We start from the raw sequence: 1,324 nt of genomic DNA, 5'->3' as shown, positions 1-1,324 counted from the left end.
ATCAATCAACGACCACGAAAATGTTTGGGCTGGAAGACTGCTCACGAATCCTTCTCAGAAGAACTGTCGCACTTGGCTTGACAATCCGTCAAGTAAAAACCAGGAGAGATTAAGGATGAGTAAACCATTGATGTATTTTCTATGTACAGGAAACTCTTGTCGGAGCCAGATAGCAGATGGATGGCTGAAAGCGTTAGGTAGCGATCAATACGAAGTCAAGAGTGCAGGGTTAAAGGCGTATGGTTTGAATCCTAGAGCGGTTCAAGTGATGAGCGAAGCAGGGGTTGATATATCGAACCATACATCTGGTGAAATGGCATTGGGGATTTGATGACCCCGCGAAGGCCGTTGGAACCGAAGAGGAAATCATGGCTCAATTCCGTGAGGTGCGCGATGCAATCAAAGCCAGAATCGAATGTTTCCTAGCAGAAGGAAAATAATCAGCGCTTTGAACCGACCCTTGTGGTCGGTTTTTACTTAGGGCATGAATGAGTACAGCATGAAAGGCACAACTGATTTAACCAAAGGTAAGATTATGCCGACTTTGATGAAACTATCCCTTCCGAATTATAGCAACCAACTTCATCTCCACGACGTATGGACTTGTCGATATGATGTGGGTTGGCCGGCTCGGAAGTGGTCCTGTTGCAGCCATTGGGACGGCGAGCTTCTTTATTAATCTAGGGATCGCTTTGGCCACGATGATTACGATCGGAACGGGGATAAAGGTGTCCCATTGTATGGGAGCAGGCGAGGGTGATAAAGCTAAGACCTATATCAAAAATGGATTCATCATGTCTGTCTTGCTAGGTCTTCTTTATATCGCATTCGTCTTTTTGACAAAGGATCAGCTTATCGGGTTCTTTGATTTAGGTAGTGGTGAAGTTGAGTTAATGGCGAAGCAGTTCTTATTGATCTCCATCTTGGGCACTGTCTTTTCCGTCGTAAATATTTTGTTCGCGACCATATTGAATGCGATGGGAATCAGCAAGCAGCCGTTTCATATCTTCACGGTTGGTCTTATTCTTAATATCATTCTCGATCCTTTTCTGATTTTTGGCATAGGACGTTTTGAAGGCTTGGGCGTTGTAGGGGCAGCTATTGCGACTTTGATGGCGAACCTTCTTGTGACGTTATTATTTATCATTCAAACAAGACATTCTGAGTTGATTACCAAGTCATCAGCATGGAATAGCCGCCTCATGAAGGAAGTGATCCGAATGGGACTACCGATTGTTTATTGCATACTAAAAATGCCTAGAATTGCAGCGTAAAAGTGCTTAGATCAGATGCAAAAAAAAGGCACTTGTCAGCCCCTTACATT

General features: G+C 44.0%; 1 protein-coding gene and 1 pseudogene. Both read left to right on the top strand.

Annotated features, from left to right (window positions below; genetic code table 11):
- Nucleotides 1-115: 115 nt before the first annotated feature.
- Nucleotides 116-440, top strand: a pseudogene (locus PPOP_RS16750) (arsenate reductase ArsC).
- A gap of 171 nt (nucleotides 441-611) precedes the next feature.
- The gene (locus PPOP_RS16745; protein WP_006287833.1) at nucleotides 612-1,274 is read left to right on the top strand and encodes an MATE family efflux transporter; all 663 of its coding nucleotides are present in this window, start codon (nucleotides 612-614) and stop codon (nucleotides 1,272-1,274) included.
- The last annotated feature ends 50 nt before the right edge of the window (nucleotides 1,275-1,324 follow it).

It is taken from the genome of Paenibacillus popilliae ATCC 14706, assembly GCF_000315235.1.
In the GTDB taxonomy this organism is placed as follows: Bacteria; Bacillota; Bacilli; order Paenibacillales; family Paenibacillaceae; genus Paenibacillus_B; species Paenibacillus_B popilliae.
Note: the sequence above shows the minus strand (reverse complement) of the source record. Positions and strands in the feature narration are given on the sequence as shown.

Excerpts from the sequence above, each read along its gene's own strand:
- PPOP_RS16745 (WP_006287833.1), top strand. The coding sequence starts at position 612 with ATGATGTGGGTTGGCCGGCTCGGAAGTGGTCCTGTTGCAGCCATTGGG.